The organism is Streptomyces goshikiensis (assembly GCF_014650555.1).
Taxonomy (GTDB): Bacteria; Actinomycetota; Actinomycetes; order Streptomycetales; family Streptomycetaceae; genus Streptomyces; species Streptomyces goshikiensis.
This window is the reverse complement of sequence record NZ_BMVE01000003.1, coordinates 600147-627046: the sequence shown is the minus strand read 5'-3', so window position 1 is coordinate 627046 and position 26900 is coordinate 600147. Positions and strand designations below refer to the sequence as shown.

General features: G+C 72.4%; 29 protein-coding genes. 22 read left to right on the top strand and 7 right to left on the bottom strand.

The genetic code is table 11. From position 1 onward, the window contains the following. The first annotated feature begins 2 nt into the window (after positions 1-2). The 6 genes from IE248_RS13000 to IE248_RS12975 all read left to right on the top strand — a co-directional run bounded on the left by IE248_RS13000 (position 3) and on the right by IE248_RS12975 (position 5583). The gene (locus IE248_RS13000; protein ID WP_190030781.1) at positions 3-605 is read left to right on the top strand and encodes an HAD family hydrolase; all 603 of its coding nucleotides are present in this window, start codon (positions 3-5) and stop codon (positions 603-605) included. A gap of 92 nt (positions 606-697) precedes the next feature. Continuing rightward, positions 698-2149: an NUDIX domain-containing protein gene (locus IE248_RS12995; RefSeq protein ID WP_190030780.1), complete on the top strand. Its 1452-nt coding sequence runs from the start codon at positions 698-700 to the stop codon at positions 2147-2149. Positions 2150-2215: 66 nt separating this feature from the next. Next, positions 2216-2782 carry an NUDIX hydrolase gene (locus IE248_RS12990; protein WP_229895279.1) on the top strand — a complete coding sequence of 189 codons (567 nt, stop codon included), beginning with the start codon at positions 2216-2218 and terminating at the stop codon, positions 2780-2782. 145 nt (positions 2783-2927) lie between these two features. Continuing rightward, positions 2928-4157: a hydroxymethylglutaryl-CoA lyase-like TIM-barrel protein gene (locus IE248_RS12985; RefSeq protein WP_190030779.1), complete on the top strand. Its 1230-nt coding sequence runs from the start codon at positions 2928-2930 to the stop codon at positions 4155-4157. After that, entirely contained in the window at positions 4154-4849 is a 696-nt protein-coding gene (locus tag IE248_RS12980) for a hypothetical protein (RefSeq protein WP_190030778.1), read from the top strand. Before IE248_RS12985 ends, IE248_RS12980 begins: the two co-directional genes overlap by 4 nt. A 491-nt stretch (positions 4850-5340) precedes the next feature. Continuing rightward, positions 5341-5583 carry a hypothetical protein gene (locus IE248_RS12975; protein ID WP_100580760.1) on the top strand — a complete coding sequence of 81 codons (243 nt, stop codon included), beginning with the start codon at positions 5341-5343 and terminating at the stop codon, positions 5581-5583. A gap of 81 nt (positions 5584-5664) precedes the next feature. Here IE248_RS12975 and IE248_RS12970 read toward each other — a convergent pair whose 3' ends face one another. Then, the gene (locus IE248_RS12970; protein WP_190030777.1) at positions 5665-6312 is read right to left on the bottom strand and encodes a TetR/AcrR family transcriptional regulator; all 648 of its coding nucleotides are present in this window, start codon (positions 6310-6312) and stop codon (positions 5665-5667) included. A 99-nt stretch (positions 6313-6411) separates the two neighbouring features. Between IE248_RS12970 and IE248_RS12965 the strand changes: the two genes are divergently transcribed. The 12 genes from IE248_RS12965 to IE248_RS12910 all read left to right on the top strand — a co-directional run bounded on the left by IE248_RS12965 (position 6412) and on the right by IE248_RS12910 (position 16006). Further along, a complete protein-coding gene (locus tag IE248_RS12965) occupies positions 6412-7200 on the top strand; it encodes an SDR family NAD(P)-dependent oxidoreductase (protein WP_008742196.1) in 789 nt (262 codons plus the stop codon). Positions 7201-7301: 101 nt separating this feature from the next. After that, on the top strand, positions 7302-7961 hold the full coding sequence (locus IE248_RS12960; protein WP_159031942.1) for a PASTA domain-containing protein: 660 nt from the start codon (positions 7302-7304) through the stop codon (positions 7959-7961). Between the two features lie 149 nt (positions 7962-8110). After that, positions 8111-8368: a DUF4404 family protein gene (locus tag IE248_RS12955; RefSeq protein ID WP_037793847.1), complete on the top strand. Its 258-nt coding sequence runs from the start codon at positions 8111-8113 to the stop codon at positions 8366-8368. 21 nt (positions 8369-8389) lie between these two features. Then, entirely contained in the window at positions 8390-9346 is a 957-nt protein-coding gene (locus IE248_RS12950) for a GlxA family transcriptional regulator (RefSeq protein ID WP_100580762.1), read from the top strand. A gap of 138 nt (positions 9347-9484) precedes the next feature. Beyond that, a complete protein-coding gene (gap, locus tag IE248_RS12945; RefSeq protein ID WP_100580763.1) occupies positions 9485-10483 on the top strand; it encodes a type I glyceraldehyde-3-phosphate dehydrogenase in 999 nt (332 codons plus the stop codon). Between the two features lie 243 nt (positions 10484-10726). After that, a complete protein-coding gene (locus IE248_RS12940; protein ID WP_124290629.1) occupies positions 10727-11281 on the top strand; it encodes a hypothetical protein in 555 nt (184 codons plus the stop codon). A 135-nt stretch (positions 11282-11416) separates the two neighbouring features. After that, positions 11417-12199, top strand: coding sequence for a crotonase/enoyl-CoA hydratase family protein (locus IE248_RS12935; RefSeq protein ID WP_190030776.1), 783 nt, complete (start codon positions 11417-11419; stop codon positions 12197-12199). Between the two features lie 61 nt (positions 12200-12260). After that, positions 12261-12893, top strand: coding sequence for a GNAT family N-acetyltransferase (locus tag IE248_RS12930; protein WP_100580764.1), 633 nt, complete (start codon positions 12261-12263; stop codon positions 12891-12893). Between the two features lie 335 nt (positions 12894-13228). Continuing rightward, positions 13229-13843: a ribosome-inactivating family protein gene (locus tag IE248_RS12925; protein WP_008742187.1), complete on the top strand. Its 615-nt coding sequence runs from the start codon at positions 13229-13231 to the stop codon at positions 13841-13843. Between the two features lie 163 nt (positions 13844-14006). After that, on the top strand, positions 14007-14831 hold the full coding sequence (locus IE248_RS12920) for a hypothetical protein (protein WP_037793839.1): 825 nt from the start codon (positions 14007-14009) through the stop codon (positions 14829-14831). Beyond that, a complete protein-coding gene (locus tag IE248_RS38165) occupies positions 14828-15694 on the top strand; it encodes a class F sortase (protein WP_268254047.1) in 867 nt (288 codons plus the stop codon). The genes IE248_RS12920 and IE248_RS38165 overlap by 4 nt, the downstream gene beginning before the upstream one ends. An 84-nt stretch (positions 15695-15778) precedes the next feature. Continuing rightward, on the top strand, positions 15779-16006 hold the full coding sequence (locus IE248_RS12910; RefSeq protein ID WP_008742184.1) for a hypothetical protein: 228 nt from the start codon (positions 15779-15781) through the stop codon (positions 16004-16006). A 46-nt stretch (positions 16007-16052) separates the two neighbouring features. On the opposite strand, the gene IE248_RS12905 is transcribed toward IE248_RS12910, so the two are convergent. Then, entirely contained in the window at positions 16053-17096 is a 1044-nt protein-coding gene (locus IE248_RS12905) for an aldo/keto reductase (protein ID WP_073796476.1), read from the bottom strand. A gap of 104 nt (positions 17097-17200) precedes the next feature. On the opposite strand from IE248_RS12905, the gene IE248_RS12900 reads away from it, so the two are divergent. Beyond that, complete coding sequence (locus IE248_RS12900; RefSeq protein WP_190030775.1) at positions 17201-17830, top strand: TetR/AcrR family transcriptional regulator; 630 nt, start codon at positions 17201-17203, stop codon at positions 17828-17830. An 11-nt stretch (positions 17831-17841) separates the two neighbouring features. Here the strand turns inward: IE248_RS12900 and IE248_RS12895 are convergent, their stop codons facing one another. Both IE248_RS12895 and IE248_RS12890 read right to left on the bottom strand, forming a co-directional pair. After that, positions 17842-19194 carry a radical SAM protein gene (locus IE248_RS12895; protein ID WP_008742181.1) on the bottom strand — a complete coding sequence of 451 codons (1353 nt, stop codon included), beginning with the start codon at positions 19192-19194 and terminating at the stop codon, positions 17842-17844. Positions 19195-19301: 107 nt separating this feature from the next. Beyond that, on the bottom strand, positions 19302-20096 hold the full coding sequence (locus IE248_RS12890) for a CAP domain-containing protein (RefSeq protein WP_073796478.1): 795 nt from the start codon (positions 20094-20096) through the stop codon (positions 19302-19304). 638 nt (positions 20097-20734) lie between these two features. On the opposite strand from IE248_RS12890, the gene IE248_RS12885 reads away from it, so the two are divergent. After that, positions 20735-21502, top strand: coding sequence for an NPP1 family protein (locus IE248_RS12885; RefSeq protein WP_073796479.1), 768 nt, complete (start codon positions 20735-20737; stop codon positions 21500-21502). A gap of 34 nt (positions 21503-21536) precedes the next feature. On the opposite strand, the gene IE248_RS12880 is transcribed toward IE248_RS12885, so the two are convergent. The 3 genes from IE248_RS12880 to IE248_RS12870 form a co-directional block, all read right to left on the bottom strand. Beyond that, positions 21537-22946 (bottom strand): amidohydrolase family protein, encoded by a 1410-nt coding sequence (locus IE248_RS12880; protein ID WP_073796480.1) that lies wholly within the window; start codon positions 22944-22946, stop codon positions 21537-21539. 155 nt (positions 22947-23101) lie between these two features. Continuing rightward, complete coding sequence (locus IE248_RS12875) at positions 23102-23947, bottom strand: helix-turn-helix transcriptional regulator (protein WP_073796481.1); 846 nt, start codon at positions 23945-23947, stop codon at positions 23102-23104. Between the two features lie 114 nt (positions 23948-24061). Then, on the bottom strand, positions 24062-24670 hold the full coding sequence (locus IE248_RS12870) for a peptidase (protein ID WP_159031943.1): 609 nt from the start codon (positions 24668-24670) through the stop codon (positions 24062-24064). Between the two features lie 201 nt (positions 24671-24871). On the opposite strand from IE248_RS12870, the gene IE248_RS12865 reads away from it, so the two are divergent. Both IE248_RS12865 and IE248_RS12860 read left to right on the top strand, forming a co-directional pair. Beyond that, on the top strand, positions 24872-26167 hold the full coding sequence (locus IE248_RS12865; protein ID WP_100580767.1) for a peptidoglycan-binding protein: 1296 nt from the start codon (positions 24872-24874) through the stop codon (positions 26165-26167). A 42-nt stretch (positions 26168-26209) separates the two neighbouring features. Next, positions 26210-26866 (top strand): M23 family metallopeptidase, encoded by a 657-nt coding sequence (locus IE248_RS12860; protein ID WP_073796484.1) that lies wholly within the window; start codon positions 26210-26212, stop codon positions 26864-26866. Positions 26867-26900: the final 34 nt, after the last annotated feature.

Below are 26900 nucleotides of genomic sequence, written 5' to 3'. Positions count from 1 at the left end.
CCATGCATCCCGAGCTCGCCCCCCGCCACGCCGACTGCCTCCTCTTCGACTGGGACGGCACCCTGGTCGACAGCCAGTACGCCAACTACCGGGCCATGGCCGCCGTCCTGGCCCCGGAGGGCGTGGTCCTGGAACAGGAGTGGTTCGACGCCCGTACGGGCCTCTCGTCGGCGGAGATGATCCGCGTCCTGGTGGAGGAGCGCGCCCTGACGCCCTCCCGCCCGGTGGAGCTGCTCGTCGCCGACCGCGACGAGCTGTTCCTCACGCAGGCGCACGCCGTACGACCGCACCGGGAGGTACTGCGGGTCGTCGAGGCCATGCACGGCCTGGTCCCGATGGCGGTGGCGTCCGGCGGGGCGCGCCGCGTCATCGAGGAGACCCTGCGCCACCAGCCGTTCAGGGAGCACTTCGACACCCTGGTGACCCGTGACGACGTCCAGCGGGGCAAGCCGGCGCCCGACATCTTCCTGCTCGCGGCCGAGCGCCTCGCGGCGCACCCCTCGCGCTGCACGGTGTACGAGGACAGCGACGAGGGCATCGAAGCGGCCCGCGCGGCGGGCATGACGGTCATCGACGTCCGCCCCTACACCGCCGCCCGGCCGTAACCCGCACCGGATCGCGGCCGTTCCAGGAGCACCGGGGTACCCACAGCCCACCCTCTGGAGCTCCGGTCCGCTCCCCCGTCTGTGAGGCCGCCTTGCCGATCGCCCGCTCCGACATCCACGAGCTCGTCACCTCCTACCTGGAGCGCCACCCCGGCGAACGGGATCTGCTGGCGCCCCTGTTGGAGGATCCGGCGACCGCGCCCGGCGCCACGGACCCCGCCGCGCCGCCGGCGCGCGTCACGTGCAGCGCCGTCGTGATCGACCGGTCCCGGCGGGTCCTGCACATCCACCACCCGGCGACGGGCGACACACCCCGCGCGCCGGGTGGGCGGGTGGCGGCCTCGGACCGCACGCTCCTCGAAGCGGCGCTGCGCGGACTCCGGGAGGAGGCCGGGATCCCGCCCGGCGCCCTGTGCGTCACCGCCGCGTTCCTGAGCGGCCCCCTGGACATCGCCGTCCACGACGTCGAGGCGAGCCCCGCCGAGGGCCGGCCGGCCCACCGGCACTACGACTTCCGGTTCGTCTTCTGCCTGGCCGATGCCGAGGCGGATTCCGGGCCGGGGGCGGGGCCGGGGTCGCAGTGGCTGCGGTGGCTCCCCTTCGACCAGGTCGGCTCGCCGACCCTGCGGGCCAAGCTGCTGGCCTCCGGGCTCGACGGCGTCGTCGAACCGGTGAACGCCTCGGCCCTGATCCACGACGGTCAGGGCCGCTACCTGCTGCACCTCCGGGACGACGTGCCCGGCATCTGGGAGCCGGGGTCCTGGGCCCTGCTGGGCGGTGGCCGCGAGCCGCAGGACGCCTCGCTGGAGGAGACCGTACGCCGCGAGCTGCGCGAGGAGGCCGGACTCGAACCTGCCGTACTGGAACCGCTCGCCGTGGAGTGGGCCACCGGTACGGACGGCCTGACCGTCCCGGTGCGGGTCTTCGCCGGGCGCTGGAGCGGAGACCCCGCCGCCCTGCCCCTCACCGAAGGGGTGATGCTCGCCTGGTTCGACCCCGGGACGATGCCCCGCCTGCGGCTGAGCCCGGCCACCCTGGAGCTGGTGCGCCGGCACGCGGCCGGGCAGCCCCCCGCTTCCGGCCGGGCGTCCGGGTCGTCGCCGGCCCGGAGCGTTCCGCATGTCGTCGGCGTCCACCTCTACCTGGAGCGCGACGGACAGGTCCTGCTCGGGCTACGGCACCCGGACAGCGCGTACGCGGGGTCCACGCATCACTTCCTGGCCGGGCACTGCGAGCGGGAGTCGGCGGTGAGCTGTCTGGTGCGGGAGGCACGGGAGGAGGCCGGGCTGGTCATCGACCCGGCAGACGTGGAGCTGGCCCACCTGGTGCACGTCGTGGAGGGGGCGGGGGCGCAGCCGAGGATGCAGCTGGTCTTCCGGGCCCGGCGCTGGCGGGGAAGCCCGGAGGTGCGCGAACCGGACCGGTGTCTGTCCTGGGGCTGGTGGCCGGCGGATGCCCTGCCGGACCCGATCGTCCCGTACGCGCGGGCCGCGATCGAGGGCATCCGCGCGGGCCGCCCGTACACCGAGCTCGGCTGGACCTGACCCGGCGGCGCGAACCGCCACCGACCCGCCCCGGGCACCGGGGCATCTGAGCTGATCGGAGCCGATGTGACCTCGTACGACTCGGTGGCCGGCCGCGAGCGCTACCGGCTGACCGTGGACGTCCACCTGATCCTGCGCCGCGCCGGCGGGAGGGGCGCCGAGGTGCTCCTCTCCCGCCGCGCCGGCGACGTGTACGCCGCCGGGTTGTGGCACCTGCCGTCGGGCCATCTCGACGGCCCCCACGAGGACATGGTCGAGGCCGTGATCCGCGAGGCCGCCGAGGAGACCGGGGTCGTCATCGACCGGGCGGACGTGACCCTCGCGGTCACCGTTCACCACCGCAGCCCCTTCGGCGGCGCCCGGATCGGCCTGTTCTTCGAGGTCCGGCGGTTCGGCGGTGAGCCGCGCGTCATGGAGCCCGCCGTGTGCGACGCCATGGGCTGGTACCCGCTCGACGCGCCGGCCGAGCCGATGGTGGCCTACTGTCGCGCCGGCCTGGACGCCTACCGCGCCGGACTGCCAGGCGCCGTCCACTTCCACCAGCCCGGGGACCCCGTCCCGTACCGGGCGGACGGACCGGACCGCACCCGCCTCCTGCCCGGCGCGGGCGACGGCGGCAGTAGGAGGGACTGACCGGAACGGCCGCGCGTACCGGCTGGGGCCACAAGCCCTGTACGGGCAACGTAAGTTCGAGCGAGTGCACGGCGCTGACGGGTCGTTGACCAGGTGGTGGCGTCAGCCCGATGTCCGGCGCCCGGGCGCGTGGGGAGTGGTGCGGGTGGATCTGGTGCGGGAGTCGGCCGGTGCGGGGCGGGTGGTGCTGTGGGAGGAGTCGGCCCGGGACGGCGCGCAGGCGAAGACGCTGATGACGGCGGGTTTCCGGGTGCGGCTCGCGCGCGAGACGGGCCGGATCTTCGGCTCGGACGGCCCCCGGCACGTGGTGTTCGCCGCCGGATTCCCCGCGGTGTGCGGGGAGGAGTTCGAAGCCGTACGCCGGGTCGCGGGGGAGGCAGAGGGCGCGGTGAGCGTCGCGGCGGTCTGCCGCGGGGCGCGGCGGGACCTGGAGCAGGCGGTGGCTTCCGTACGGGGCAGCCGTCATGCCCGGGTGATGGTGGTGGTGCCAGCGTCGGAGGCGATGGCGCGGGTGATGGTCCACCGCGCCGCCCGGGAAGCCCTTCAGGCCGGGGTCGATCTCGTGAAACGGGCCCGCGACCTGGACGAGGGGGTCGCGGTGGACGTGTGCCTGGCGGACGCTTCCCGTGCCGACCACGCACTGATGGCGCACTACGCGCGGGCCATGACCGGGGCGGGGGCGGGGCTGGTCGTCCTGGCGGACACGGTGGGCGCCCAACTTCCCTCCGGCTGCGCGGAGATGTTCCGCCGGGTGCGCGCGGAAGCCGGAAGTGAGGTCGTACTGGCCTCCCACCTGCACAACGATCTCGGTCTGGGACTGGCCAACACCCTGGAGGCGCTGGCGGCGGGGGTCCGGGTGGTGTCCTCCTCCTGGCTGGGCATCGCCGAGCGGGCCGGCATGGTCGCCACCGAGCAACTGCTTTTCCTGCTCGCCCGGCACGCCCGCGAACTCCTGGGAGCGGGCGCCGCGCCGTGGTGGTCACCGCCCGATCTGACGCGGCTGCCGGTCATCGCGGAGATGGTGGCCGGGGAGACCGGTGTCCCGCTGGGCGTCACCACGCCCATCGTCGGGACCGGGGTGGGCTCCATCTCCACCGGCACTCCCTTCGTCCACCCACGGCTCTTCCAGCCGTACGACCCCCAGGAGCTGCTGGGCATCACTCCGCGCGTGGTCCTCACGCACCTGGCCAGCGCCCGGGTCGTGGCCGCGGTGGCCGCCCGCCTCGGGCACACCCTCGACGGCGAGCGGACCCGTACGGCGATGGCATGGGTCAAGGGGCGTGCCTACCGCACCGGCCGGGCCGTGGTCGAGGACGACGCCTTCGCCGACTACCTCGACGGCCTCACCCAGGGCGCCGGCGAGGACACGCGGTGAGCATCGGATCCGCCCCGCCGCCCCGGGACGCGGCAGACATGGACGAGGCCCGCCGGGCCCTGCGCGGTGGTGCGGCCGTGGTGCTGCCGAACCCCGCTCCGCTCACGTACGTCGTCGCCGCCACCAGGCCGCGGGCCGTGAACGAGGCCAAGGCGAGGCCCTCCGGCCAGCCGGTCGCCCTGTGGGCCCACCACGCCGGCACCCGCCACGCCGTCACCGCCCGCACCGCACTCGACGCCGCGGGCATCGCCCTGGCCGGCCGACTGCTGGCCGAGGAACACCTCACCCTGCTGCTGCCGCTCCGCGCGGGGGCCCGGTGGCCCGACTGGCTCGCGCCCGCCTGCAAGGACGGCTGGGTCCTGCTCTTCGGCGCCCGCTGGCAGCCGCTCGCGCCGCTCCTGGACGAACACCCCGTGCTGTACGTGAGCAGCGCCAACCGCACCGGCGGGCCGCCCGCCGCCACCCCCGCCGAAGCGCTGGCCGTGTTCCCCGCCACCGTCCCCGTCCTGCGCGCGCCGCATCCCGCCGACGACCCGGCGGACGGCCGGGCCCGCCGGGCGACGACCACCGTGACCCTGCACCCCGACGGCCGCCTGAGCCTGCACCGCCACGGCGCCCAGGACCAGCCCTTCCCGGACCCGGACGCCTACCTGACGGACCTGCGCGCACGGTACGCACCGTCACCCACCTGAAGCGGGGCCCCTGATGGGCGGGGCCGCGCACCCGTTCCGGCGGGCGGGCGCCGCCGTTGGCGGTGCGGCGTGGACAAGTGGCGGGCGAACGAGGTCACTTCGGCCCCTCATCGGGGAGAGGTGGTGCGACGGCATCGAGGGACGGGGAGGATCGGCCCGCGGCCCGCCGCCCCTGGTGAGGGATCGCCGCGCGGCCGTGCCGGGACTCAACCGGGCACGCTCCGCCCAAGATGCCGGGTCGCGCGTGTGTGACTAGCCTTTGTAGGTGAGAGCCGCAACTGCGGGGAACATCCTCGGCCCGCAGTCATGCGTCACAGCGCGAGGCCATGCATGTGCGCGCCCACCCAGAAGGGGTCCGCGGCCGTCGAGGCCGTGTAGACACGGAGACGCACTCATCGCACCCGATGGGCCATCCGCGCGATCCGCGCACATACCTTGCGCGAGAGGCATCGGCTCTGTGCCGCAAGGAGCGGCACACAACTGGAAGGGTTATGACCATGCAATCACTGAGAGTGAAGCGGCTCTTCGCCGTGTCCGCCATCGGTGTTCTGATGGCTGGCGGCGCCGCCCTCGGAGCGGCTGGTTCTGCCTCCGCGGCAACCCCGACGCACTCTGTCACCTACGTCAGCGGTGGCGGCTGGGATGACGACGGATACAACCACCACCACGGCTGGTACGACGACGATGACGACGACTGGGGCGGCTGGGGCGGAGGTTACGGCGACGACTGCTGACCCCCGTCACGCCACTCAGAACGGGCTCGCTGCGGCGCCAGCCCGTTCTGGGTGGCGTTCGTCTGTGTGAGCCGACCGCATTCAGCGGCCCGGGCGCAGGCCGGCCAGCAGGACCTCCAGGGCCAGTTCCATCGCCTCGGACAAGGGGGTGTCGTCGAGGAGCGCGGCGACGGCGAGGGTGGCGAGGCCGTGCACGGTCGAGAAGGCGACCTGCGCGAGCTGGACGGGATCGCCCGGGCGTACGGCCCCCGTCCGTTGTCCCTCCTCCATCAGCCGGGCGACGATCAGCAGGCTCTCGTGGCCGAGTTCGCGCAGCTCGGCGCTGGAGTCGTCGGCGTGCTTGACGGTGAACATCAGGTCCAGCAGCGCCGTGTGCCCGACGGCGAAGTCCACGTAGGCCCGGCCCAGCCCGGCCAGCCGCGCCCCGACCGGCCCGGCGGCCCCGGCGGTCTCGTCGACCCCGTCAGCCCCGTCAGCCCCGTCGGCCCCACCGGCCGCCGCCGAGCGCAGGCGCGCGTTGAGCGTGGTGAAGCCGCTGACCGCGAGGGCGTCGAGGAGGGCCTGCCGGTCGCGGAAGTGCCGCGAGGGCGCCGCGTGGCTCACGCCCAAGTCCCGGGCGAGGCCCCGCAGGCTCAGGCCCTCCGCCCCCGAGGCGGTGAGGACGGCCTCGGCTCGCTCCAGCAGGGCGGCCCTGAGATTGCCGTGGTGGTACGACCCGTCGCCGGTCAAGACGGACCCCTCTCTCGAATGTTGTCATTGACTACAATGCTGGCGATGCCTACATTGATTATGTCGTACGCAGTAACCCAGCGAAGTGGAGCAGCCGACATGTCGATGACCTACCGGGGCACGGTGGCCCTCATCACCGGGGCGAGCGCGGGACTCGGCGTCGAGTTCGCCCGCCAGTGGGCCGAGCGCGGCGCGGACGTGGTGCTGGTGGCACGCCGCCTGGACCGGCTTGAGGAACTCGCGCGGGATCTGGAGAAGCGGCACGGGATCCGGGCCACGCCCATCGCGGCCGACCTGGCCCTGCCGGGAGCGGGCGCGGCCCTGCACGCGGAGCTCGAAGCCCGTGGGATCCGGATCCAGACGCTGATCAACAATGCCGGCTTCGGCAGCCACGGCCCGTTCCTGGAGCAGGACCCCGCGCAGATCGACCGGATGATCCAGCTCAACGTGGCGGCGGTCGCCGGCCTGACCCGCGCCTTCCTGCCCGACCTGGCCGCCGACGGCCGGGGCGCGCTGGTCACCCTCGCCAGCACCGCGGCCTACCAGCCGACCCCCGCGATGGCGGTGTACGGGGCGACCAAGGCGTTCGTGCTCAGCCTCACCGAAGCGATCGCCTTCGAGACCCGCGCCTCCTCGCTGCGGGTGCTGGCCGTCTCCCCCGGGCCGACGAGCACCGAGTTCTTCGACGTGGTCGGCAGTCAGGACGCGGCCGTCGGCAAGATATCCACGCCCGGACAGGTCGTCTCCACCGCCCGCCGCGCCCTCGAACGCGGTACGACCCCGCCGAGCGTGGTCGCCGGAATCGGCAACCGCCTCTCCGCGCTGGCCTCGGGCATCGCACCCCGCCGCCTCGCCCTGGCCGTCGCCGGCCGAGCCCTGAAGGCCTGACCCCTGCCCGGCCGGCCCCTCCCGGAGGGTGTCGTCGTCCCGCACGTCACAGGAATGTCACTCCCGCCCGTCCGCTACGCGCCGTGGGCAACCATGTACGGATGCGCACGCACCGCACCACCACCGCCCTGCTGATCGCCGCCGTCGGCGCCCTCGCCCTCACGGCCTGCGACCCGCAGGCCGCCGGCCCGGACGGCAAGGCCTCCACCACCGGCGCCGGAACCTCCGCCCCCTCGGCCACGGCCTCGGGGAAGGGTCCCGGCAAGACACCCGGCAAGACGACGACGGCCACCCTCCCCCAACTCGTCGGCAAGGGCCTCCAGACCGCACAGGACGAGGCCCAGGCCGCGGGCTTCTTCTCCCTGAAGTCCCACGACAGCCTCGGCCAGGAACGGCTCCAGGCCCTGGACCGCAACTGGAAGGTGTGCAGCCAGACTCCCGCCGGCGGCGCGAAGGTCGACACCGGCACCACCGTCGACTTCGGCGCGGTGAAGCTGGAGGAGTCCTGTCCGGCCGCCGACGCGCCCGCCCCGCAGCCGGTGGGCAAGACCATGCCGGACTTCACCGGCAAGGGCATGAAGGCGGTCCGGGCGAGCCTGCCGTCGAATGCCGGCGTCACCGTCAAGGACGCCCTCCAGAACCGCATGGTGCTCCAGGAGTCGAACTGGAAGGTGTGCACCCAGGATCCGAAGGCGGGAGCCGCGCTGAGCGGGCAGCCGCTCTCCTTCACCGTCGTCAAAACGCAGGAGTCCTGCCCCTGACCCCCTGGCCGATGTGGTCCACCCCCGGGGTGCCGTGAAGATCCGCCGGGGACGGACAGGTGTACCTTCACCATCGGCGGGCAACCGGACGGTATCCGCCCGGGGGAAAGAAATCCCCGGCACGGGCGGCGAGCAACCGAGGAGGCGCGGTGTCGAACCACGCGACGAACGCACATCTGGAGGCCCTGCGCGAGGAGGTGCGGGCGACGGACTCCCGCCTCACGCCGCAGGAACGCGCACACCTGGAGTCCCTGCTGGACGACCTGGCGGCGGACCGCACGGCCGCCGACGCCCCCGGGACGGCCACGTCGCTGAACCACGCTGCGGAGCGCTTCGAGGTGCGCCACCCCTCCCTGGCCGCGGCCCTGCGCAACCTCGGCGTCAGCCTGGCCAACATCGGCATCTGAGCCTGCGCGTACGCTCAGTCCGTGTCCGCCTCCCGCCTGCATCGCGTCGCCGTCCTCGTACTGGAGGGTGCGAAGCCCCTCGATGTCGGGATTCCCGCGCAGGTCTTCGCGACCCGGGCGAGCATGCCGTACGAGGTGCGGGTCTGCGGGGCGGCGCCGGGCCTCGTGACCGGCGGCGACGGGCTGTCGTACTACGTGACCCACGGGCTCGACGCGCTCGGCTGGGCCGACATCGTCTTCGTCCCCGGCTACCGGTTCCCCGACCGCGAGGATCCGCCGGAGGCCGTGATCGAGGCGCTGATCTCGGCCCACGACCGGGGCGCGCGGCTCGCGGCCATCTCGACGGGCGCGTTCGCGCTCGCCGCGACCGGCCTCCTCGACGGCAAGCGCGCCACGACCCACTGGCACTACGCGCGGGCGCTCGCGGCGAAACACCCGCTCGTCCAGCTCGACGAGAACGTCCTGTTCGTCGACGAGGGCAGCGTGCTGACCTCGGCCGGCGCCGCCTCGGGCATCGACCTCTGCCTGCACGTCCTGCGCGGCGACCTCGGTGTGGCCGCCTCGAACCACGCGGCCCGGCGGCTGGTCGCGGCCCCCTACCGCAGCGGCGGCCAGGCGCAGTACGTGCCGCGCAGCGTGCCCGAGCCGCTCGGCGAGCGGTTCGCCGCCACCCGTGAGTGGGCGCTGCACCGGCTCGGCGAGCCGCTCACCCTGGAGGCGCTGGCCCAGCACGCGGGGGTGTCGCCCCGTACGTTCTCGCGGCGGTTCGTCGAGGACACGGGCTACACGCCGATGCAGTGGGTGATGCGCGCCCGGATCGACGTGGCCCGTGAGCTGCTGGAGCGTTCGGAGCGCAGCGTCGAGCAGATCGCGGGGGATGTCGGGCTCGGAACCGGCGCGAACCTGCGGCTGCACTTCCAGCGCATCCTCGACACCACCCCGAGCGAGTACCGGCGCACCTTCACCCAGGGCTCCTGAGCCCTCTCTTTCGTACCTCGCCCCCGGCGTCCTCCCTCGCGTGGCGAGATCCTTTTGAACCATGGCAATCACGCCGCTGTCGTGCGCGGCCGCCGGGCGCGACTCTGGTGGCGAACAGAAGCAGAAGGGACATGGCTCATGACTCGCATCGCCATCAACGGATTCGGCCGCATCGGACGCAACGTGCTCCGCGCGCTCCTCGAACGCGACAGCGACCTGGAGGTCGTCGCCGTCAACGACCTCACGGAGCCCGCCACCCTCGCGCGGCTGCTCGCGTACGACAGCACGTCCGGCCGGCTCGGCCGCCCGGTGACGGTCGACGGGAACACCCTCGTCGTCGACGGCCGCCGCATCACCGTCCTCGCGGAGCGGGAGCCGGAGCAGCTGCCGTGGGCCGAACTCGGCGTCGACATCGTGCTGGAGGCGACCGGCCGCTTCACGTCGGCCGAGGCCGCCCGCGGGCACGTCAAGGCGGGTGCGAAGAAGGTCCTCGTCAGCGCTCCTTCGGACGGCGCCGACGTCACGCTCGCGTTCGGGGTCAACACCGACGCGTACGACCCGGCCCAGCACACGATCGTCTCGAACGCCTCGTGCACGACCAACGCGCTCGCGCCGCTGGCCGCCGTCCTCGACGACCTCGCGGGCATCGAGCACGGTTTCATGACGACGGTGCACGCCTACACGCAGGAGCAGAACCTGCAGGACGGTCCGCACCGCGACCCCCGCCGCGCCCGCGCCGCCGGTGTCAACATCGTGCCGACCACGACGGGCGCCGCGAAGGCGATCGGCCTCGTGCTGCCCAACCTTGAGGGCAAGCTGTCGGGCGACTCGATCCGGGTGCCGGTACCGGTGGGCTCGATCGTCGAACTCAACACGACGGTCGCCCGTGACGTGACGCGCGAGGACGTCCTGGCGGCCTACCGCGCCGCGGCTTCGGGCCCGCTGGCCGGCGTGCTCGAATACTCGGACGACCCGCTGGTGTCCTCCGACATCACGGGCAACCCCGCCTCCTCGATCTTCGACTCGGAGCTCACCCGCGTCGAGGGCCGCCACATCAAGGTGGTCGCCTGGTACGACAACGAGTGGGGCTTCTCGAACCGCGTGATCGACACCCTCACCCTCCTCGCCGCGGGCTGAACCGCGCCGGGACGGCCGCGCGCCCGCTTCGGGCGGGCGCCGGCGTCCCCCTTCCATTCGGGGCCACACCACGCCCCGTACGGGTGACGACTCGGAATGGTGTGCTGATCCGTTCGGGATCGGCGTGCGAGGTTCCTCCCGGGCAGGGGCCGCGACCGACCGTGCGTGGAGGGTCGGGCCTCCTGCGAAGGCTTGCCTTCCACGTCATGGGGAGGCGGGCTCGCACTCACCGGAAGGAAGCACATGAGGAAGCTCACTTGGGCTGCGCGGGGTGTCGCCGCGGTATCGGGAGCCATGCTCCTGGGGGCGCTGGCCATGCCGGCGGCGGCCGCCCACGGCGGACCGGACCCCAAGGGCACGGCCAAGGGCCAGCCGGCCAAGGGCAAGCCCGCGAAGGGCAGGCCCGCCAGCACCACCCCCGCCAGGCCCACCACCCCCCGGTGTTCGTCCGAGCGTGACGTCAGCTCGGCCGTGGTCGACTACTCCGGAAGCGGCCTGTTCGAGACCCTGTTCCGCGCGGCGACCGACCGTCAGGGCCACGCGTTCCTCAACGACAGCCGCAACCCGGGGGTCTGGATCAACCTCGCCCTCCTCCCGGGCGCGCCGACCTGCGCCCAGGAGACCGCCCTCTCGGCCACCGAGGAAGACCCCGGCAACCTGTACATCACCCTGCTGGGCAGCAACGGCACCCTCTACCAGGCCCAGTGCGCCACGGCCAGCGGTGCGCCGTTCACTCCGGCGACGCTGCCCGCGGCGTGCGGCGCCGGCTTCACGCCCATCTCGGGCACGCCCGTCTAAGCACCCGCCCCCGGTCTGCCCGTCGGCACGCCGGAGCCGGTTCACGCCACTCGTCACGGCCGGTCGCCCTGTGCGGCCGGCCGTGCCGCGTTCGCCACCCCCACAATGGAGGCTCGCGAAGGGGAGGGGTGCGGCATGGTGGAGGAGCAGGCCTCGGTGCGGGTGGAGCGGGACGGGCCGGTGTTCACGGTGGTCCTGAGCAGGCCGGCGGTCCGCAACGCCGTGGACGGTCCGACGGCGGCGCGGCTCGCCGACGCGTTCCGGGCGTTCGAGGCCGACGAGGACGCGGCGGTCGCGGTGCTCTGGGGCGAGGGCGGGACGTTCTGCGCGGGCGCGGACCTGAAGGCCATCGGCACCGAGCGCGGCAATCAGGTGCTCGCCTCGGGGGACGGTCCCATGGGGCCGACCCGGATGCGGCTGAGCAAGCCGGTGGTCGCGGCCGTGGCCGGGCACGCGGTGGCGGGGGGCCTGGAGTTGGCGCTCTGGTGCGATCTGCGGGTCGTTGAGGAGGACGCGGTCTTCGGTGTGTTCTGCCGCCGCTGGGGCGTGCCGCTGATCGACGGCGGCACGGTGCGGCTGCCCCGCCTGATCGGCGAGAGCCGGGCCATGGACATGATCCTGACGGGCCGTCCGGTCGGCGCCGCCGAGGCGTACGACATCGGCCTCGCCCACCGCGTGGTGCCCGCGGGGCGGTCCCGGCAGGCGGCCGAGGAACTGGCCCGCGAGATCGCCGCGTTCCCCCAGCTGTGCCTGCGCCACGACCGGCTGTCCGTCCTGGAGCAGCACGGGCTGAGCGAGGCCGAGGCGCTGGCCGGAGAATACCGGCACGGGCTGGTGCCGCTGACCGCGGGTGAAACCCGGGCGGGGGCGGGCCGTTTCGCCTCGGGCGCGGGCCGGCACGGCGCCTTCGGGGAGTGAGCGGGGCGTCCGCGCCGGCGGGGCGCACCCGGCTCGGGCGTCCAAGATCATCGGATGCAGAATGACCCGTATGTCGATAACGAACACTCCGGAACCGGCAACGATCGACGACGCCGCACCGATCGGCCGCAACCTGGCCCGCGCTTTCGGCGACGACCCGATGATGCGCTGGTTCTTCCCCGACGAGGCCACGCGCGAGGCGGGGATGGCCCGTTACTTCAGCACCCTCTTCCTCCGGCAGTACGCCCTCCACGGCGTCTGCGAGCACACCGGGTCGGCGGCCGCCTACTGGGTGCCGCCGGGCGCACAGGACAAGGCCGTTCCCGACGCGGAGACCGTCCGGGAGCTCTCGGAGATCCTCGGCGACCGGGCCGCGCTGTTCCGGCAGGCCGCGGAGGCCGCGGCCGGGCACGGACCCCAGGAACCGCACTGGTACCTGGCCGTGCTCGGCGCGGACCCGGCCGCCCAGGGCCGGGGACACGGAGCCGCCCTCCTGCGCTCGGGCCTCGCCAAGGCCGACGCGGACGGTCTGGCGACCTACCTGGAGTCCTCCAAGGCGTCCAACCTCCCCTTCTACGAGCACTTCGGCTTCGAGGTGGTCGGCGAGGTCGAACTCCCCGGCGGCGGGCCGACTTTGTGGGCCATGCGCCGCGCCCCGCGGCCCGCCGGCACCGCGCCCGCGACCGCGCGCTGACGGACCGCCGCTCCGAGAACGGCCGCCCGACCGGCCACCCGTCCCGCCGATGTGCGATGCCCGCCGCCCCCGTGTGCGGCGGGCATCGCGCGATCACACACCGGGCGCCGCGGGACGCGACGGCGTGATCAGTTCTTAGCATCAGAGGGTAAATACCCGCTCCACCGCCGCATGACCGACTACAAAGGACCGGACCGAAGGAAGTCCGGCAACACCGAATGATGCCGACCGCCCACTGTTGTGCGTGCGGGCGGCAGGATGGGAGATCCGGTGGAGGTCAATGCGAATACGGTGTACTTCCCTCCCGGGAGTCCGATTTCCGGCTCGGCGAACTGATGCGCGCCATCGTATTGAAGCCCGTGTCGTTTTCTGTGGCACACGCTTCCGTGGGCGATTACCGGCTGCTCGCCTCGTCCATCCGGTCCCGGGCCGCGCTGGCGCAGTGTCTGCCCGGGCGAGCGGGAAACGAGGAGGTGAGCGCTCGGTACCTGCCCGTCCGCATTCAGCTGAGAGGGTTGTTCATCGAGCTCTTCATCGAGCTCCGCACACAGAATTCAGTTCTCCGCATCACTGGATTCCGCAATACCTTCGAGAACTGGCAGGCCCCGCCGGAGGGGCGTTTCCGGCACGTGCGGGACGCTGTCGCACCGCCGGGAGTCCATCACGCGGAAGCCCTTTCGTTCGAAGGGGAGGTTCCCGCCCTCGAAGCGGCGGCCGAAGTGGGCAGAACAGGGCTTTCCCTGGGCCGTCGGCCCATGATGAAGGCGGTGATGTGGCTGCACCGGAACACCGATCCGAAGTGCACCGCACTCGGGATGCTCGTGCTCGGAGAGATGCTCTGCGAGGCTGCCAGCTCCCCCGTCCTGGCACAAGAGATGTCCCGCATCTGGATGACCGGCGGACCGCTGCCGGCCCGGACGGAACCGGTCCCGTCGAAGTCCGCCGCGTAGCAGCGGACGGCGCCGCTGCCGGTTCTCGGAAAAATTTTCAAGTAAGCGCCAATCCAAGGCAGTTGGCGCTCCGAAGACACAGTGAGACCCCCTCCGGGAGCTCGCTTCACCCCCCGTACGATCTGCGATTCCCGTCCCGGGAACCCGCGGAACAGGAGCGAATGTGATAGCCAAGCCCACTGGTCGCCTCGTGGCACTCGCCGCCGTGCCCGCCGCCGTGTTCCTGAGCCTGGGCCTGTCCGGTCCCGCCCTCGCGGAGGACGGAAAGGCTTACCAGATCGACCTGGCGCAGCTCAACAACTCCGGTTCCCGGGGTACGGTCATGCTCAGCCTCAAGGGCACCCAGCTGACCGTGCAGATCGAATCCGAGGGCATGGTTCCCGGACAGCCCTCGGCCCAGCACCTGCACGGCTCGACCAACGGGCACGACTTCCACTGCCCGGACGCGAGCGACGACACCAACCGGGACGGGATCCTCAGCAACACCGAGGCCACGAAGGACTACGGCGACATCAACATCTCGCTCACCACGTCCGGGGACACCCAGGCGACCAGCGGCCTCGCCGTGGAGCGGATGCCCGTCGCCGACAAGCAGGGCAAGGTCTCCTACAAGCGGACGATCCCCGTATCGCAGGCCGTGGTCGACCACATCAAGGACCTGCACGTCGTACAGCACGGCATCGACCCCAACAACAACAAGAAGTACGACTTCGAGGGCGCCGGCAAGAGCGAGCTCGACCCGAAGCTGCCGCAGGAGGCCACGGCCCCGACGAACTGCGGGATGGTCATGGGCGCGTCCGTGGGCTCCATTCCGGTCGGCGGCATCGAGACCGGCGGCGGTTCCGAGGAGAGCGCGATGGTGCCGGCCACGGCGACGGCCGCGGCGGCGTTCGCCGCATCGCTGGCGGCGGTCGGCGCGGTGGTCATCTCGCGGAGGCGGGCCGTCGCGGTCCCCGTCCGCGAGGAGTCCACGGGGGGCGCCGCGTGAGTCCCCGCCGCGTCTCCGCCTCCGCACCGGCCGTGCGTCTCGTACCCGCAGTACCGGGCACCCCCGCCGTACGGGCCGAACCCGCCACACCCACCCGGTCCGGCGCCCCCGCCCTACGGGTCGTACCCACCACGCCCACCACGCCCACCACACCCCCCGGGTCCGGCGGGCGGCCGCGCCGCCGCCGGGTCGCGGTCCCGCTGGCCGGCGCCGCCCTCGCCACGCTGCTCCTCGCGGGGTGCGGCGGCTCGGACACGGCCGCGCCCGCGGCCCCTCAGGGACAGGCCCCGCAGGCCGCGGCTCCGGCCGCGGGCGGCGCCGCCCCCTCGGGCAAGGCGGCCGCCAGTGGCCGCCCCGCCTCCCCCGGGGCCGGAGCGCAGAGCGGTTCGGCCCCCGCCAAGGGGACCCTCACCCGGTCGGAGCCGCAGAAGATCAGCATCCCGTCCCTCGGCCTCTCCAGCTCCCTGGAGACGCTGCGGCAGAACACGGACGGAACCATGCAGACCCCGAAGGACCCCGGCCTCGCGGGCTGGTACGAGCCGGGACCGACGCCCGGTTCCCAAGGGCCGGCCATCATCGCCGGCCACGTCACGTGGAACGGCGCGGCGGCCGTGTTCCAGAAGCTGAAGACGATGAAGGCCGGCGACACCATCAAGGTGACCCGGCAGGACAACAAGACGGCCACCTTCACCGTGGACCGCGTCGCCGAGTACCCGAAGGCCGAGTTCCCGACCCTTGAGGTGTACAAGAACCTCGACTACGCGGGCCTGCGCCTGGTCACCTGCGGCGGCGACTTCGACCCGAAGAAGCACTACTACGACAGCAACGTGGTCGTGTTCGCCCGTATGACGGGCAGTGCATAGCGAGGACGAGGTGCATAAACCCCACACCTTCGCCTCACAACTGTGCAAATCTGGTGCCCACTTCACCGACAGGAAGGCGGCACCGTGGACCAGGTCCCCAGCCACCCCGATACCGAGCGCTACTCCGTGACGCTCTGCCCGCCGGCCGTGACGGCGGTCGCCGAACTCGTCGCCGCCAGCGGTGTCAGCAAGTCCGATGTCATCAACAGGGCCGTACTGCTGCTGGGTTTCATCGAGCGCGAGCGCGCCAAGGGGCACGACCTGATGATCCGGGACACCGCAGGAGCTCTGGAGCGGATCCACATCATCTGAGCCGGGCCGGCAGCGCGCCTACGGGCGCGCTGCCGCCCTCGTGCCCTCAACCGGCGCCCACCACCGGCGGGTTGAGCCGGGCGAAGCCTTCCTGGCGTTCGTACGGGAAGTAGGGGTACGGGGCGGCGCGCCGGCTGGCCGCGTCGAGCGCGGCCATCTGCTCGGGTGTGAGGCTCCAGCCGACGGCGCCGAGGTTCTGGCGCAGCTGTTCCTCGTCGCGGGCGCCGATGATGACGGAGGAGACGGTCGGGCGCTGGAGCAGCCAGCGCAGCGCGATCTGCGGGACGGCCTTGCCCGTTTCCCGGGCGATCTCGTCGAGGGCGTCGACCACGCGGTAGAGGTGCTCCTCCTCGACCGGCGGGCCGTAGTCGGCGGTGTCGTGCAGCCTGCTGCCGGCGGGCAGCGGCCGGCCGCGGCGGATCTTGCCCGTGAGGCGGCCCCAGCCGAGCGGGCTCCAGACGATCGCGCCCAGCCCCTGGTCGAGCCCGAGCGGCATCAGCTCCCATTCGTAGTCCCGGCCGAGGAGGGAGTAGTAGACCTGGTGGGCGACGTAGCGCTGCCGGCCGTGCCGTTCGGCCGCGGCGAGGGATTTCATCGTCTGCCAGCCGGAGAAGTTGGAGACGCCGAGGTAGCGGATCTTCCCGGCCCGGACCAGGTCGTCCAGGGTGGAGAGCACCTCCTCGACGGGGGTCCCGGCGTCGAAGGCGTGGAGCTGGAAGAGGTCGATGTAGTCGGTGTCGAGGCGGCGCAGGGCATCGTCGACCGAGGCGATCAGGCGGGAGCGGGAGGTGCCCGCGTCCGCGGGGCCGTCACCCATGGGCAGACCGGCCTTGGTGGAGATGAGCACCCGGTCCCGGCGGCCCTTGAGGGCCGCCCCCAGTACTTCCTCCGACGCACCGTTGGAGTAGACGTCGGCCGTGTCGAACATCGTGATCCCGGCCTCGACGCAGATGTCCACGAGACGGCGCGCCTCGGCCACGCCGGTGTTGCCCCAGGCCCCGAAGAGCGGCCCCCGTCCGCCGAAGGTGCCTGCGCCGAAGCTCAGCTCCGGCACCTGAAGCCCGGACGCACCCAGCCTCCTGTACTCCATGACCAGTCCCCTCTCCCCCACGGTGCCACCTAATGGTCCCGCAGTTCCGTTAAGATGGCCTCAGCGTAACAACTGGCGGCAGCTAATGGAACAGGAGTCCCGTTATGGAGTTGACGGAGGCCGGGCCCGAGGCCGGACCGGGAACCGCCCGGCCCGGCGGGCGCACGGCGCGGGTGCGGGCGGCGGTGCTCCGGGCAGCCGGGGACGTCCTGGCCGAGCAGGGTTTCGCCCATCTGGACCTCGCCGACATCGCCCGCCGCGCGGAGGTGGGGAAGACGACGGTCTACCGCCGCTGGGGCTCGGTCACCGGCCTCGTCACCGATCTACTGCTGGACATGGCACAGCAGTCCGTGCCGCGCACGGAGACCGGTTCGCTGCTCGGCGACCTGAAGGCGAACACCGGGCTGGTGCGGCGGACGCTGGCCGATCCCCGGCAAGGCGCCCTGTTCAAGGCAGTGATCGCCGCCGCCACCTGCGACCCCAAGGCCGCGGAGGCCCTGCACGGCTTCTACGCCGTGCGCGTCGAGGAGTGGGCACCGTGCGTCGAGCAGGCCGCCGCCCGCGGCGAGGTGCCCGGGGGCACCGACGCCCACGAGGTGATCCGCGCGGCGTCCGCCCCCCTCTACTACCGCCTGCTCACCACCGCCCTCCCCCTCGACGAGGCCGCCGCCGACCGCGCGGCGACGGCCGCGGCGGCGGCGGCACGCGCGGGGGCCTACGTACGGGAGGCGTAGCGGAACCGGCGTCAGGAAGCCGGTTCGGTCTCCTCCAGGCCTTCCAGGCTGTCCATGAAGGAGCTGACGGAGAACACCGCACGGCCGGGACCGGCCGGGCCGTAGCCGGGCGGGGACTTCAGGCCGAACTCCTCAAGGGTCGCCCGGTAGGTCTCCAGCAGGCGGATGTGGTACTCCAGCGGAGCGCCGAGGGGATTGGCCTTGCCGAGCGGGGTCGTCGGCTCCGGGCACCAGGTGGTGAAGCGGGGCACGACGCCGTTCGACATGAAGAACCGCAGGCCCTCGGCGGTCGACTCGATCGCCTCGCTGACCTTGGTGAACCCGAAGGGCTCGGCCATCTCGATGCCCGCGACGAAGTTGGGGATCACATTGCGCGGCCCGAACACCTCGGTGGAGTCCAGGATCCGGCGGTGCCACTCGTCGCGCCCCACGTAGCGCTCCTTGCCCGGGCAGTGGAGCTGGAACAGCCGGCGGTCCCACACCTCGAAGTTGGGGTGGTAGATCCGGATGCCGTAGTCGTGGAAGCGCTGCACGGCGTCGCGCGGCAGCGCCTGGGCGACGACCTTGCCGATCCAGCGGCCGGGGAACCGCTCCTCGATGGCCTTGGCGTAGTGGCCGTAGAAATCGGCCTCGTCACGGCCGGCGACCTGCGAGGTGATCGAGCCGCCCGTGAGGGTGTAGGCCCGGGAGGTGCCGGCGGTGTCGTACCGGTCGATGATCTCCAGGGCCTCCAGCACCTCCTCGACCGGCTTCACGCCCGTGTAGGGCCGGCCCGCCGCCTTGTGCTGACGCCAGTTGTGGTTGATGTCGCAGAACTGGCACTCCTCCTTGGCGCCGAAGTACTGGCAGACCCGGAAGACCGTCAGGTAGACGAGGTAGCCCCACTGGATGGTCGGTGCGACCTCCATGACGGACTTGCCGTTCGAGAGCGTGTGGCGGTAGTACTCCGGCATCGGCGGCAGGCCGACGTCCGCGATCCGCGCGCCGTCCAGGTAGAGGCCGAGCACACCGTCCTCACCGCCGCGCACGACGTACGGGGAGTCCGGGTTGACCCGTACGGACACCACGGTGCGGCGCAGGTCGTACGGGCCGCCGGTGAGCACGATCTCCTCGGGCGGCCGGTTGAGCGCGGCGGCGCCGAGTTCCGGCAGCGTGCGGTGGTCGAAGGAGAAGATGAAGTACGACTTCGGCTTGACGTCGCCCGAAGCCCCGTCGGCGGTGCCGCTGAGCGCGGACTCGTCGAAGGCCATGCCGCCCCGGAGCAGGTCCTCCTTGATCACGGCTTCCCTGGGTACGTGCGGGAAGCGACCCATGAGGTCCTCGATGAGCGCGGTACGGCTGGGGCTCTCTCCTTGCTGGTTCATTCCCCCATGCTAGGCGCCCCGCCGGGCGCGCCCCGGACCGGCCCCGCACCGGAACCGGTGGGCCGGCCGGCCGGGGCGGGGCCGGAGCTCGCGTCCCGCGGGACGCGTCAGCGGGCCGCGCCGAAGTCCTGGGTCCAGTAGGAGTTCGGCTGCGCGAGGCCGACGCCGATCTCCTTGAACGAACAGTTGAGGATGTTCTCCCGGTGGCCGGGGCTGTTCATCCAGCCTTCCATGACCTGCTCGGGCGAGCTGTAGCCGTACGCGACGTTCTCGCCGTAGGTCATCCAGCCGTATCCGGCGCGGGTGATGCGCTCGCCCGGGTCGGAGCCGTCGGAGCCGGTGTGCGACATGTTGTTGTGCGAGGCCATGTCCTGGCTGTGGTTCAGCGCGGCGGCCGTCAGCTTCGGGTTGACCGTGAGCGCCGAGCACCCGGCCTTGGCGCGCTCCTGATTGACGAGGGCGACCACCTCGGCGGCCGGTCCGGAGGACGGCGCGGTGGGGGTGGCCGGCTTCGCGGAGGTCACGGGCGTCGTCGGCCGGGGCTTGGGCTTCGCCGGCTTCGTCGTCACGGGGGGCTTCACGGGCGCGGTGGACGGCGTCGTCCGCTGCGGGCTCGGGGCGGTCTCCTCGGTCGGCGTGGCCGCCGCGGTGGGGCTCGCCGACTCGACCGGGGTGAGCGTCTCGACCGGGGCACCTTCGAGGCCCGCCAGGTTCCCGACCGGGGCGCTGGGGGCAGGGGCACTGTGGGAGGGGCGCGCGCCGTGCCGGCCGGCGGCCTTCGTCGCACCGGAGTCCTGAGTGTCCAGGCACGCCATGGCGGCGGTGGGTATGCCCACGATGCCCAGGGTTACGGCGGCTATCGATATTTTCTTGTAGTGCGTCCTCTTACGGTGCTTCTGCATACGTGACCTCACTTGGTTTCCGCGAAGCGTCCTGAGCCTGAGCTGCGGGAGCGCCGGGCCGGGCCGCCATTCTTAGAAGCCCCGGAACGGGCTGGCAAGTCTCGCCGCCGGCCCGCGCGGCAGTGCCGTGCGACGGGCTTGAAATGGGCGGACAGTCATGCTGACCGTGCTTCCGGCAGGTCGGATGAGATCGCTGATTGCTCATCAGAAACACCTGCGGAACGGAAGGTTGCCCCAGATCATCTCACTTCTTGAGATGCCCATTCTTGGCGAAGAGGGGAATGTCGATTCCAATTGGAGAAATCTCCATATGTCGGCGAAGCCTGAGCGGACGTAATGCTTCCGTGATCAGACGGGGCTGCGTGACGCATGTCACTGTTTCAAGCGGGAACCGACCGCCATCGACCGCGCCGGAGCCGCCGCCGCGGACCGCCCCCTGCGGCCCGACGTCCCCGCTCCCACGGTCCGCGCCAACTCGCCGTGACCGCAGCCGTGTTGCTCATCCCGATCACGAAAAGAACAGCCGGTGCCGGGCCCCTTGCTGTGCCGTCGGGCATCGCGAATGATGCTCCCCGTGCGCCGGCCGACCCGGCCGGTATCCGCGCTCCACCCTCGAACGGACCGGCCGGAGGCCTGCTTTGCGGACGATTCATCACATCCGGAGATCATCCGTCGTCGTCGGCGCCACCCTCGCGCTGGTCCTCGCCACGGCCACGACGGCCTTCGCGGCTCCGCCCCCGGCGCTCCCCACGAACGCCGAGGCCGTCGAGCTCACCTTCCAGCCGGCGTACGACTACGACACGGACGGCTGCTACCCGACACCCGCGATCGGACCCACCGGGGTCCTGAACGGCGGGCTCAGTCCCACCGGCGCCCTGAACGGCAGCTGCCGGGACGCCTCGGACCTCGCGAACACCAACGGGTACTCCCGCGCCACCTGCAACAACGGCTGGTGCGCCGTCGTGTACGCGCTGTACTTCGAGAAGGACCAGGCCATTCCCGGCATCAGCCTCGGCGGCCACCGCCACGACTGGGAGCACGTGGTGGTGTGGATCCAGGGCAACGAGGCGAAGTACGTCGCCACCTCCGCCCACGGCGATTTCAACATCCACACCCGCGACCAGATCCGCTGGGACGGCACCCACCCCAAGATCGTCTACCACAAGGACGGCCTCGGCACGCACTGCTTCCGCGCGGCGAACTCCAATGACGAGCCGCCCGAGAACCACCGGGGCACCTGGCAGTTCCCCGCGCTGATCGGCTGGTCGGGCTACCCGGCGACGCTCCGGGACAAGCTCAGCCAGGCCGACTTCGGCAGTGCGCACTTCGGACTGAAGGACGACTCCTTCGCCTCCCACCTCGCCAAGGCGAAGCCGGCCGGCATCCCCTTCGACCCGTACCGGTAGCCGCTGCACGCCCCGGCCCCGGGAGGCGCGCGCCTCAGACGGCCGGGGCGTTCAGCACGTACGAGCGCGAGGCGCACACCTCCGTGCGCAGCGCGGGCAGGTCGACGTCCAGGACCTGCCCGTTCCACTTGCGGGGTTCGCCGTTGATCAGGACGGCGCAGATGTTGCGCGCGTCGGTGCCGAGCACGACGGTGCCGATCGGGTCGTTGAGCGGCATGTTGTTGAGGTCCTCGGCCCCGATGACCAGCAGATCGGCCTTTTTGCCCGGTGTGAGCGAGCCGGTGACCGCGGCGAGTCCGTTGGTGCGGGCGCCCTGGAGGGTGGCGAAGTCCAGGACGTCGTGCGTGGTGATCCGGGAGGGCTGCCGGTCCGTGCCGTGGACGGCGTTGACCGCGCGCATCCGCTGGATGGTGTGCAGGGCCCGCATCTGCGTGAACATGTCCCCCGCCAGGGCGACTTCGACGTCGATGCTCAGACCGGGCCGGATACCGGCGGACAGCGCCTCGTCGACCGCGGGGATCGCGGTCTCCAGGCCGATCTGGGCGTCCGAGGTCGGGGCGAGGGACACGGTCGTGCCGGTGTCCCCCATCGCCCGCCATGCCGCGGTGGTGAGTCCGGTGGCGTGGATGAGGGTGACGTCGGGGCCGAGGAGGCCCGCCCCGGCCCAGCGCAGCACCGCCTCGGAGGAGGCCGTGCCGAAGACGGCGTCCACGCTCACCCCGACGCCCAGGTCCCGGGCGACTCGGGCGAGCCCGGATCCGTAGGCGAGCTCGGGGCCGGCGATCTCGTCGGTGGCCAGGGCGGCGAGGCGCAGGGTCAGCAGCTGGTCGTCGCCGGCGAAGTACTGGTCCTTGAGGCGGGTCAGGTCACCGGGCCACTGCCGGTCCCAGGCGCCGAAGTGCGGGCCCATGGAGGCGTGCACGCCGCGGATCCCGGTGCCGAGGAGGGCCTGGATCGCGGCGTCGGAGTGCTCGCGGGTGCGGGAATTGTGGGAGAAGTCGAGCATGGTCGTGATACCGCTGTCGATCGCCGTGAGGGCGGCGAGCCGGGTGCCGGTGTACATGTCCTCGGGCCGGTACACGGTGGCGTACCCGGCGAGGGTGGTCGCGACGTAGGCGCCCAGGTCGTCGACATCGGGCATGATCCGGCGCAGCTGGGTCTGCCAGGCGTGCCGGTGCGTGTCGACGAAGCCGGGGGTGAGGATCGTGCCGGTCGCGTCGACGACGACGGTGTCGGCGCGGGCGTCGGCGCCGGCCGCGCCGAGGCCGGCGCCGACGGCGGTGATGATGTCGCCCTCGACGAGGAGGTCGCCGCGGTCGATGACGCCGAGGCGGGGGTCCATCGTGACGATGGTCGCGCCGGTGAAGAGGATGCGCCGCCGGTCGGCGGCCCGGCTGCGGATCCGGGTGAGGACGGCGTCACTGGTGGTGTCGTGGACGTTCATGAGCGGGTCTTCCTCCTGGTGGCCGCGGGCTGGTGCCCGCGGCCACCAGCCTCGACGCGCGCCGCGGCCGGAACCAGGCCGCCGTGCCCCCGGGTGCCGGGCACCCACCATCCGGCCCAGCCGGGGGCGTACGTCCGGCTCGGGGAGGGGCAGGATCAGAGCCGCGCCGCGCTGAGCGAACCGAGGAGGGCGAGGGCGTCGGCGGAGGGGCTGCCCGGCTCGGCCTGGTAGACGACGAGTTGCTGGGTGGGGGCGCCGTTGACGGTGAAGGTCTCGTAGTGCAGCTCCAGGTCACCGACCTCGGGGTGGTGGAAGAGCTTCGCCTCGCGGGTCTTGCCTCGCACCTCGTGGCGGGCCCACAGGGTGCGGAAGCCGGCGCTCTTCACGGACAGCTCGCCGACGAGTTCCGTCAGCCTCCGGTCGTCGGGGTCGATGCCGGCCGCTCGCCGCAGGGTCGCCACGCACGCTTCGGCGGCCCGGTCCCAGTCGCGGTGGAAGTGGTGCGCGGCTGGGTCCAGGAACGTCATGCGCAGCATGTTGTCCGCGTGGGTGAAGCCCGCGAACAGGGCTCCCGCGAGCTGGTTGCGGGCCAGGACGTCCAGGGTGTGGCCCAGGACGAAGGCGGGCGTGTCGGACCAGCCGTCGAGGAGGCGCCTCAGGTTCGGGGCGACCCGTTCGACGCGCGGCGCCGGGCGCGTACGGCGGGGGGCGGGGGTGGCCACGCGGTGGAGGTGGGCCACGGCTTCGCCGTCCAGTCGCAGCGCCCGGGCGACGGCTTCGAGCACCTGCTGCGACGGGTGGCGTTCGCGGCCCTGCTCCAGGCGCGTGTAGTAGTCGGGGCTCACCCCGGCGAGCGTCGCGACCTCTTCGCGGCGCAGGCCGGGCACCCTGCGGCGGCCGGTCGTGGGAAGCCCGGTGTCCTCGGGGCCGATCCGGGCCCGGCGTGCGCGCAGGAACACGCCCAGCGCGTTCTCGTCGGCGGGGTCCTTGCCTGTGTCCATGTCCCGAGGCTAGGCGGTGGCGGTGGATGGCCGTGCCCGTGAAGGGGGGTGCGGTGCACCCCGGAACCGGGCGCGTGCGGTCGTGGTCACGGTGTCCCGCGAGGAGCCTCGGCGTCAGCCGAGGGCGATCCCGCGTTCGGCGTAGAAGGTGGCGAAGACGTCGAGCGGGAGTTCCGCGTCGCGGGTCGCGGGGGCGTGCCCGGAGGGGTTGCGGAAGCGGACCGTGCCGTTCTGGTGGCCGGTGACGAGTACGAGGTGGCCGCCCCGGCCGGGGGCGGGACGGTCGGGCCGGCGGATCTCCTTGTGGACGGAGGCCGTCACCACCTGCCCGGCGTCGAGGAGTTCGGCGAGGCGGCCGGCCGGGAGCCGTCCGTGGACCTCGGCGGTCAGGCCGTGCTCGGCGCGGGCGTACGCGGCGAACGGGGCGTAGATGAGGCCGCGGATCGCGGCGGTGTCCGCGTCCTCGGTGTAGGCGCCGTACGCGCGGGCGCCGTCGAGGAGGTCGAACAGGCTCGGGGCGTGGCCGTCGCGGCGCAGCAGGGCCATGCGCAGACAGGCCATGCCGCAGATGTGGGAGCACCAGCGGGCGTAGGAGGCGTGGTCGGGGGCTCCGGACTCGCTCCACCTCGGGTCGTCACCGGGCCGGTGGCCCCGGTACACGATCGCCTCGATCAGGTCGGGGCTGGCGTACTGGGTGACGGTGGGAAAGTCGGGCTCGGCCACGGGCTTGCTCCTGGAGTGCTTCGCGAAGGACTCCGCCAGTGTGCGTGATCCGGCCCGTCCGGGCGGCGGGTACGGGCGCGCGAACCTCCAGTGGCGATCACGCGGCGCGGCTGTTTGGCTGGAAGTACTGCGCATCTGCGCCACACACTTCTCGGGGCCCCCGGATGAACGGGCGTGCGTCTCGGAAGGACGGGTCCGGCGATGGCGACTCCCCAATGGCGAGCACTGGTCGATCATGTCCAGGGCGTCCGCGAAGGCGTGTACGAGACGAACGTTCCCGGGACCGGATACGACAACCGGACGCAGTTCGGGCGGCAGTTCGGGGAGGACGGCGAGCCCTGGTGCGTGATGTTCGACTGGGACATGTACGCCGACGTCGGCCTGGAGCACCTCGTACCAAAGGTCAACAACGTGTCCGTGTTCACCGACTGGGCGAGGACCCGCGGCCAGTGGTCCGGGTACCCGTCGGTCGGGGCGTGGACGAACCTGTCCCGCGGCGGGCACACCGAACTGGTCGTCGGCTTCGACGACACGCACGTCTACACCAAGGGCGGCAACACCGTTCCCGAGGACGCCACCGACGCGGGGCAGGGCTACGGGGTCTACTCGCACCGGATCAAGCGGCGCAGCTCCAAGGTGGTCGGGTACTTCGCGCCGGCGTTCGAGGACGGATGTCCGCCGACGGCCGACCCCGACGACCACCGGGGCGGCACGCCCGTCGGGTCGTGGCGCTGGCCCGGGCCCGTGCTGCCGAGCGGTGACGTGACGGTGACGGCCACCGATGTGGTGTTCGGCGCGCGGAACACCTCCGTACGGATCGTCCAGGCGGCGCTCGCGGCGGAAGTGGGGCTCGACTACGCGTCCGCGCCCGGCACGTTCGGGCCGCGTACGAAGGCGGCCGTGGCCGCGTTCCAGCGCAAGCTCGGCCTCACCGACGGGGACGCGGACGGCGCGTTCGGGCGCTTCTCGCTCACCGAACTGGGGCGCCGGCGCGGCTTCACCGTCGTCGGGCTGAACTCCTTCGACGCTCCGGCGCCGGAGGCGGCCGAGGCCGAGGCCACGGGACGCACGGCCATCCCGGCGTCGAGCGTGACGTTCGGCTTCGTGGTGGACGGCAGCACCACGGCGGCGGCCAAGGAGGCCTGCCGGATCATCGGTGTTCCCACGACCCGCTGGGTGCCGGGCATTCTGGTGGCCGCGAAGCGCGAGTCCTCGTACCGCTTCAACGCGGTGAACAGCTGGGACAGCAACGCGACCGGGCCCAAGCAGAGCGACGGGCATCCCCGCAACTGCTCGCGCGGGGTCATGCAGGTCATCCCGACGACGTTCGCCGCGTACCACCAGCCCGGTACGTCGAAGGCCATCTACGACGGCGTCGCCAACATCTGTGCGGCCATGCACTACGTGATGGCCCGGTACGGCGTCTACCGCGACGGGTCGAACCTGGCGGGGCGGGTGCAGCAGTTCGACCCCAACCGTCGGCCGGCCGGGTACTGACCTCGGTTCAGACCGGAACGGGTACCGAAGGGGGTACCGATCATGAGCAAGCTCGTCAAGCTGTCGGACCTGCGCCTCGGCGCGCACAACGACAGCGTCCTGGTCGTGCAGGAGGCCCTGGCCAAGGCGGTGGGGCTGGACTTCCGGTCGGGCCCGGGGACGTTCGGGGAGCGCACCCGGCAGGCGTACGCGAAGTGGCAGCACCACCTCGGCTTCTCCGGTCCCGAGGCGGACGGCCTGCCCGGCCCGGACTCGCTCAGAGCACTCGGCACGAAGTTCGGCTTCAAGGTGCAGGACGAGGCGGCGGCCGGGAAGGTGGCCTCCCCCGTGCCCGGGCACACCGTCACCTACCGCTACGGTATCCAGAACGCGCGGTACGCGGCGGGCTTCCACACCGGTGAGGACTACGCGTCGGCGAAGGGGACCCCGGTGGTCGCGGTCCGCGACGGCTCGATCCAGTGGTCGAACGACACGGGCGGCGCGTACGGCAGCTGGGTGGGCCTGCGGGCCGAGAACGGCCGGGTGTACGTCTACTGCCACCTGTCGTGGCGGGGCGTCGTCACGGGCCAGGGCATCAAGGCGGGCCAGCACCTGGGGAAGGTCGGCTCCACCGGCAACGTCACGGGCCCGCACCTGCACTTCGAGGACCACCCGGCGGGCCCGTTCGTCTACGCCCGTACGCGCAAGCCGATGTGGTGACGCGGGCCCCCGGGCCGGTCGCGGCCGCTCAGCG